The sequence below is a fragment of the Acidovorax sp. KPB24-07 genome, from assembly GCF_057543315.1.
Genome location: NZ_BAAJYS010000173.1, coordinates 1 through 7,912, shown reverse-complemented (window position 1 = coordinate 7,912; position 7,912 = coordinate 1). Strand labels below are relative to the sequence as shown.

Here is a 7,912-nt window from a genome sequence, read left to right as displayed (position 1 = left end):
TGGCGCTGCTCGATGCGCTGGCGATCGAGCGCGCGGTGCTCGCCGGCTACGACTGGGGCGGGCGCGCCGCCTGCGTGGTCGCGGCGCTGTGGCCCGAGCGGTGCGCGGGGCTGGTTTCGCTCAACAGCTACAACATACAGGACATCGGCCGGGCCATGGCGCCCGACACGCCGGCCAACGAACAGCGCCTGTGGTACCAGTACTACTTTCACAGCGCACGGGGCGCGGCCGGCCTGGCAAACGACCGGCGGGCCCTCACCCGCCTGCTGTGGCAGTCGTGGTCGCCGACCTGGACGTTCGACGAGGCCACCTTCGAGCGCAGCGCCGCCGCGTTCGACAACCCCGACTTCGTGGACGTGGTGATCCACTCGTACCGCCACCGCTTCGGCCTGGTCACGGGCGATCCGGCGTACGCCGGGATCGAATCGCGCCTGGCGGCGCAGCCGGCCATCCTCGTGCCGGCCATCACCTTCGACGGCGTGGACGACGGGGTTCGCCCGCCGGCCGATGCCTCGGCCCATGCCGCGAAGTTCAGCGGCCTGCGCACGCACCGCTGGGTGCCCGGCGCCGGCCACAACCTGCCGCAGGAGGCGCCCGAAGCCTTTGCCGATGCGGTGCTCGAACTGGTCCGTGCCACGCCTTCTTCTTTACTTCCCACGCCATGACCCATCCCCTCCAGACCCTGTCAGAACACCGCAGCTTCGGCGGCACCCAGCGCTTTTACCAACATGACTCCACCGAGATCGGCCTGCCGATGAAGTTCTCGGTGTACCTGCCGCCGCAGGCCGCCCACGGCCCGGTGCCCGCGGTGCTGTACCTGGCGGGGCTGACGTGCAACGAAGAGACCTTCATGGTCAAGGCCGGCGCGCAACGCCGGGCCTCGGAGCTGGGCCTGGCACTGATCGCGCCCGACACCAGCCCCCGCGGCGCCGCGGTGGAGGCCCTGCCGGACGCCACGGCCCGTTGGGATTTCGGCATCGGCGCGGGCTTTTACCTCGATGCGACCCAAGCGCCCTGGCGCACGCACTGGCGCATGGAAAGCTACTTGGTGCAGGAACTGCTCCCCCTGCTGGGCCGGCACCTGCCGATCGACCTGGACCGCCTGGGCGTCTTCGGCCACTCCATGGGCGGCCATGGCGCGCTGACGCTGGCGCTGCGCCATCCCGGCCGCTTCCGGTCGCTCTCGGCCCTGGCGCCGATCTGCGCGCCCACGCAGTGCCCCTGGGGAGAGCGGGCGTTCACCGGCTATCTGGGCGCGGACCGCACGGCGTGGGGCGAGCATGACGCCACGGTGCTCATGGAAAACCAGCCGCTGGCTCCCTACCCGGCCGGCATCCTGATCGACCAGGGGCTGGGCGACAAATTCCTCGCCGAGCAGCTTTACCCCGAGCGCTTCGAAGCCGCATGCCAGGCCATCGGCCAGCCGCTCACCCTGCGCCGCCACGAGGGGTACGACCACGGGTACTACTTCATCCAGACCTTCATCGAGGACCATCTGGCGCACCACGCCGGGCAGTTGGCATAGGCCGGCGGGCCCACCTACCCGTTTTGTAACGCCACGGGTAAGCCCTTAATTTGCACTTAAGGCTGGCGCTCAAGAATGCGCCATGGCTCACATTCTGCAGCCGCAGTTGCGGCTTATTACAAAGACGAGCAAGGGAGCGTTGGGACATGCGGGGCTGGACCTCCGCAACGCCCTGCATCCGGCTTGGATCATCACCATCATCAGCCTCTGGCTGGCCACGGCCTGCAATGTGCCTTTGTGGCGGGCCCTTCTGCAATTGCCCAATGCCCACAGCCTGCGCGGCTGGGCGTTCCTGATGGCATTCGTCTTGGCAGTGGCCGCCGCCAATGCCGCGGTCATCGGCTTTCTCGCGTGGGGTCGCCTTCTCAAGCCCATGCTGGCCGTGGGTATCTTGCTGGCCGCTCTTGGTTCTTACTTCATGACGGCCTACGGCATCGTGATCGACACCGGCATGATCACCAACGTCCTGCAGACCGATCCGCGCGAGGCGGCCGACCTGCTCGACTGGCGCCTGCCGCTCACGATCGTGGCGCTGGCAGGGCCGCCCCTGTGGTGGCTGGCGCGCACCCGTGTGAAACCGCTCGGCGTTGCCCGGCAGATCGTGTTCCACGGCCTGCTGCTGCTGGGCTCGCTGGCCCTGGCCGCGGGCTTGGTCTTCGCCGTGTTCCAGGATTTTTCCTCCGCCATGCGCAACCACACGCAGCTGCGCTATCTGGTCAACCCCCTGAACAGCATCTATGCCGTGGGCAATGCCGCTGCGCGCCCCCTGCGCCGGGATGCCGGCCCGCTGATGCCGCTGGGGCGCGATGCCAGGCTGGGGGCGTCCTATGCCGGCCAGGGCAAACCGCCGCTGCTGGTGCTGGTGCTGGGCGAGACCGGGCGCAGCGGCAATTTCGGCCTCAACGGCTACGGCCGCCCGACGACGCCCGAGCTGTCCGCGCGCAACGACCTCGCCAGTGCCCGCAACGCCTGGTCCTGCGGCACCAGCACGGCGGCCTCCGTGCCCTGCATGTTCTCCAACCTGGGGCGCACCGCCTACGAGGCTAGCCACATCCGCTCCGAGGGGCTGCTGGACGTGCTGCAGCATGCCGGTCTGGCCGTGCTGTGGGTGGACAACCAGTCCGGCTGCAAGGGCGTGTGCGACCGCGTGGCCGAGGCCAGCACCTCGGCCAAGCCCGACGACCCCCAGTGGTGCGCGGACGGCAAGGAATGCCTGGACGACGTGATGCTCAAGGGCCTGGACGCCCGCATCGCGGCGCTGCCGGCCGATCAGCGGGCCCGCGGGACCGTGGTGGTGCTGCACCAGATGGGCAGCCACGGCCCGGCGTATTTCAAGCGGTCGCTGCCTTCGCAGAAGACCTTCCAGCCCGAATGCCGGACCTCGGCGCTGCAGGAATGCCAGCGCCAGGAAGTGGTGAACGCGTACGACAACAGCATCGTGTCCACCGACCATTTCCTCAATGCCACCATCCAGTGGCTGGCCGCGCAGTCGGGCACCGCGCAGACCGCGATGATGTACGTGGCCGACCACGGCGAGTCGCTGGGCGAGAACAACATCTACCTGCACGGCATGCCCTACGCCATCGCGCCCGATGTGCAAAAGCATGTGCCGTGGATCACCTGGCTGTCGCCCGCCATGCAGTCGCGCACCCGCACGGCCACCGCCTGCCTGCAAAAGGACCTGGGCGAGCGGCGCCTGTCGCACGACAACTACTTTCACTCCATCCTCGGACTGATGGACGTGCAGACCAGCGTTTACGAGGCGTCGAAGGACATGTTCGCCACCTGCCGGAACGCTGCCGCCGCAGGCTGACCCCCCCCGCCGCGCGGCGACAATCGCGCCCATGAACCTGCGGTTTGTCGAAGCCTTCCACTGGGCCGCCTCGCTCAAGAGCATCACGCGGGCGGCCGAAAAGCTGCACATCACGCAGTCCGCCCTGTCCAGCCGCATCGCCGCGCTGGAAGAGGAACTGGGCGTGATCCTGCTGGACCGGCGCGAGCGCCTGTTCCGCCTCACCGCCGCGGGGCAGCGCTTTCAGCTGCTGGCCGTTCGCCTTCTGGAACTGCAGCGGCAGGTGAAGGAAGAACTGGGCACCAGCCCGCACGCGCCGGTGGCGCTGCGCATCGGGGCCATCGAATCGGTCGTGCACAGCTGGCTCACCGGCTGGCTGCAGGAGATGCGCAAGACCCGCCCCGACTTCGAGCTGGAGCTGACCGTGGAAACCTCGCCCGTGCTGGTGGACCAGGTGCGGCGCGGGGCGCAGGACCTGGTGTTCACCTCCCTGCCCGCCACCGACACCGCGGTGCGCACGCGGACCATGCCGCCGCTGGAGCTGGTGTTCGTCGGGCACCGCACCCTGCACTCCGCGGGGCGGTACGACCTGCAGCGGCTGGCGCAGCACGACCTCATCACATTCCAAAAGGGCTCGCACCCGCACCAGAGCCTGCTCCAGCTGTTCCAGGAATCGGGCGTGGCCGTGCCGCGCATGCACGCCATCTCGTCGATTTCAGCCATGCTGCAGCTCGTGGAAGCGGGATTCGGCATCGCGGTGCTGCCGCGCGCCGTCACCCAACGGCTGTCGCACCGCATGCCGCTGCACATCTTGCGGGCCTCGTGCGCGCTCACCGCCCTGCCCATCCACGCCAGCTATCGCGAAGACCCTGGCTCGGGAATCACCGAATCGGTGCTGGAATCGGCCCAGGCGTACGTGACCCAGACCCAGACTGCCCGAAAAAAGCGCACGCCGCGCTGACCGCACCGTCGCAGTGCACGCGCCCCCGGGAAAGCCCGGATGGCATTGGCACACTTTTCGCAATATTGAAAATTCAGTGGTCGCCATCGATTTTTTCGATGACGTGAACGCAAAATTTTGCGTTGGATTCGCCGCCGTGCGGCTTTCAGAATTCGCGGCATTGCCACCACCGCAGGCCCGCATTCCAGGGCTTTCACGACGATGCCATCCCCTGTTCTTTCCCCCGGCGCCGCCGCCGGGCTGACCGCCCGGTCCACCGCCCGAGACGTGCGCGCGGCCGCCCGCGCCGGTCAACTGGCGGACCACACGAGCGGCCTGGCCAGCGACTACGTGCAGGTCAATCTGGCCATCCTGCCCCAGGCGCTGGCCACCGAGTTCCAACGCTACTGCGAGCGCAACCCGCGCGCCTGCCCGGTGCTGGCGGTCAGCGAGCCCGGCTCGCCCGCTCTGCCCGCGCTGGGCGCGGACATCGACATCCGCACCGACCTGCCCCGCTATGCCGTGTGGCGCGACGGCGTGCAGGTGGACACGCCCACCGACCTCTTCCAGCACTGGCGCGACGACCTCGTGACCTTCGCCATCGGCTGCTCGTTCTCGTTCGAGCATGCGCTGCTGGCCGATGGCATTCGCCTGCGGCATGTGGACCAGGGCCGCAACGTGTCCATGTACCGCACCGACCGCGCCACCGAGCCCAGCGGCGCGTTCCGCGGGCCGCTGGTCGTTTCCATGCGCCCCATGGCGGCCGCGGACGCGATCCGCGCCATCCAGATCACCTCGCGCATGCCGCAGGTGCACGGCGCCCCCGTGCACCTGGGCGACCCGGCGCTCATCGGCATCCGCGATCTGTCCCGGCCCGACTACGGAGACGCCGTGGCCGTGCAGCCGCATGAGCTGCCGGTGTTCTGGGCCTGCGGCGTGACGCCCCAGGCCGCCATCGCGGCGGCCCGCCCCGCCTTCTGCATCACCCACGCGCCGGGGCACATGCTGGTCACCGATCTGCTCAACCGCGATCTGGTGACCGCCTGACGCCGCCCTTCCTGTCCCCCCCCTTCCAAGAAAGACTTCGCACCATGTGGCTCCGGCACACCTCCCCCACCGAGCGGCGCACCCTGGCCGCCACCTTCGCAGGCTATGGCGTCGATGGCTTCGACTACATGATCTACACCTTCCTCATCCCCACGCTGCTGGCCGCGTGGAACATGTCCAAGGCGGAAGCCGGCTACATCGCCACCGGCGCGCTGCTCACCTCCGCCATTGGGGGCTGGGCCGCGGGCGTGCTGGCCGACCGCTACGGCCGCGTGCGGGTGCTGCAGTGGACGGTGCTGTGGTTCACGCTGTTCACCTTCCTGAGCGGCTTCACCGAATCGTTCGGCCAGCTGTTCTTCACCCGCGCCATGCAGGGCTTCGGCTTCGGCGGGGAATGGGCGGTGGGCTCGGTGCTGATCGCGGAAACCATCTCGGCCAAGCACCGCGGCAAGGCGGCCGGGCTGGTGCAAAGCAGCTGGGCCGTGGGCTGGGCCGCTTCGGCGCTGGCGTTCTGGGGCGTCTATTCGGTGCTGCCGCCGGAGATCGCCTGGAAGGTGCTGTTCTGGATCGGCATCGTGCCCGCCGTGCTCATCATCTACATCCGCCGCAACATCCAGGAGCCGCCGGTGTACCTGGCGGCCCAGGCCCGTGCCCGCGCCGCCGGCACGCAGGGCAGCTTCCTGCGCATCTTCCACCCCTCGCTGCTGCGCACCACGGTGCTGGCCAGCCTGCTGGCCACCGGCATGCAGGGCGCCTACTACTCGGTCACCACCTGGCTGCCGACGTTCCTCAAGACCGAGCGGCACCTGTCCGTGCTGGGCACCAGCACCTACCTGCTGGTGCTCATCGCCGGCTCGTTCGTGGGCTACCTCACCAGCGCGTGGCTGTCGGACGTGATCGGCCGGCGCCGCTGCTTCATCCTGTTCGCGGCGATGGGCATGGCGCTGGTGCTGGCGTACACACAGATCCCGATCACGGACGGGTGGATGCTGGTGCTGGGCTTTCCGCTGGGGTTCTTTTTGTCAGGCATCTTTTCCGGAATGGGCGCATTTTTGTCAGAACTGTTCCCCAGCGACGTGCGGGGCTCGGGCCAGGGGTTCTGCTACAACTTCGGCCGCGCCATCGGCGCCATCTGCCCGGCGCTGGTCGGCACGCTGAGCAACACGCTGCCGCTGGGCCAGACAATCGGCTGGATCACCGCCATCTGCTACGGGTTGGTGATCGTGGCGGCGCTCGCCCTGCCCGAAACGCTGGGCCGGGAACTGAGCCCCGAGGCCGCGCCCATCCACTGAGCCACCATTGCGCGGTGCGGAAAAGGGCAAAAAGGGAGCCCGTTTTCACCGGGTGGCAGGCCGCGGGGTGCGGATCGAGCACGTAACTTGCATATGTATCCAACCGTTGCGAACACCTGACAGAAAGGGGTAGCCCGACTGCCAGACGAGGGGTGTTCACAGCCATACTGCGACCCATCCCAATGCCTTCCGTACGCCCTCCTGAAAGGACCCCTTCCATGAAAAAACTGACCTTGCGGCAAAAGCTCTGGCTCCCGCTGGTCCTCGCGTTGCTGGGGCTGCTGGCACTGACCTTCGTGAACGCGTGGCAGACCCGGCAGATCCAGTACCAGGCCCGGCAATCGGCCCTCTCCGACATCACCGACATGGCGCTGACCGTGGCCAGCGATTACGAAAAGCAGGCCCAGGCCGGCAAGATGAGCCAGGAGGAAGCCCGCAGCGCCGCCCTGGCGCGCATCGCCTCGCAGCGCTACGGCAAGGACGGCTACGTCACCGTGATCGGCTCCGACTCGATCATGGCGATGCACCCCATCAAGCCCGAGCTGAACGGCAAGAACATGATTGCCTTCAAGGATGCCAAGGGCAACCTGCTCTACGTGAACATCGCCGCCGCCGGCGCGCAGGGTCGCGGGTTCCTCGAATACTGGTGGCCGCGCCCGGGCAGCGACGCCCCCAGCCCCAAGATCGGCTACGTGGTGCGCTTCAAGCCCTGGAACTGGGACCTGGTGGCCGGCGACTACGTCGATGACATCGAACAGGCCTACCGCGCCTCGCTGTACCGCGCGATCGGCTTGCTGGCCCTGCTGGGGTTGGTGATCTCGGCCCTCACCGGGCTGGTGGTGCGCGACATCGAACGCTCCGTGGGTGGCGAGCCGCGCGCCGCCGCCGGCGCCGCGATGCGCATGGCCGACGGCGACCTGCAGGCGGAGATCCCGCTGCGCGCCCGCGACGAACAAAGCCTGATGTACGCCATCGGCTTCATGCGCGACCGGCTCGCCAGCATCCTGCACCGCATCCAGCAGGCCACCAGCACCATCGACCATGCGGCCAGCGAGATCGCCCAGGGCAACGGCGACCTGTCGCGCCGCACCGAGCAGCAGGCCTCTTCGCTGCAGCAGACCGCCTCCAGCATGGAAGAGCTGACCGCCACCGTGCGCCAGAACGCCGACAACGCCCGCCAGGCCGCGCAGTACGTCTCCAGCACCGCCCAGACCGCCGTGCAGGGCGGCCAGGTGGTCAACCAGGTGGTGGAGACCATGCGCTCCATCAGCGCCAGCTCGCGCAAGATCAACGAGATCATCGGCGTGATCGACGGC

Annotated in this window: 7 protein-coding genes; all 7 read left to right on the top strand. The window is 68.4% G+C overall.

All coding sequences use genetic code 11. From position 1 onward, the window contains the following. A partial coding sequence (locus tag AC27IQ_RS15995) for an alpha/beta fold hydrolase (protein WP_487090043.1) occupies positions 1-665 on the top strand: 665 nt, incomplete at its 5' end. Further along, positions 662-1,525 carry an S-formylglutathione hydrolase gene (gene fghA / locus AC27IQ_RS15990; RefSeq protein ID WP_284431468.1) on the top strand — a complete coding sequence of 288 codons (864 nt, stop codon included), beginning with the start codon at positions 662-664 and terminating at the stop codon, positions 1,523-1,525. The genes AC27IQ_RS15995 and fghA, both read left to right, overlap by 4 nt. A gap of 82 nt (positions 1,526-1,607) precedes the next feature. Further along, the gene (locus tag AC27IQ_RS15985; RefSeq protein WP_487090042.1) at positions 1,608-3,338 is read left to right on the top strand and encodes a phosphoethanolamine transferase; all 1,731 of its coding nucleotides are present in this window, start codon (positions 1,608-1,610) and stop codon (positions 3,336-3,338) included. Positions 3,339-3,369: 31 nt separating this feature from the next. After that, positions 3,370-4,278 carry a LysR family transcriptional regulator gene (locus AC27IQ_RS15980; RefSeq protein WP_284431466.1) on the top strand — a complete coding sequence of 303 codons (909 nt, stop codon included), beginning with the start codon at positions 3,370-3,372 and terminating at the stop codon, positions 4,276-4,278. Positions 4,279-4,479: 201 nt separating this feature from the next. After that, the gene (locus AC27IQ_RS15975) at positions 4,480-5,304 is read left to right on the top strand and encodes a putative hydro-lyase (RefSeq protein ID WP_284431465.1); all 825 of its coding nucleotides are present in this window, start codon (positions 4,480-4,482) and stop codon (positions 5,302-5,304) included. Between the two features lie 44 nt (positions 5,305-5,348). After that, on the top strand, positions 5,349-6,596 hold the full coding sequence (locus tag AC27IQ_RS15970) for an MFS transporter (RefSeq protein ID WP_284431464.1): 1,248 nt from the start codon (positions 5,349-5,351) through the stop codon (positions 6,594-6,596). A gap of 218 nt (positions 6,597-6,814) precedes the next feature. Then, a partial coding sequence (locus AC27IQ_RS15965; RefSeq protein ID WP_487090041.1) for a cache domain-containing protein occupies positions 6,815-7,912 on the top strand: 1,098 nt, incomplete at its 3' end.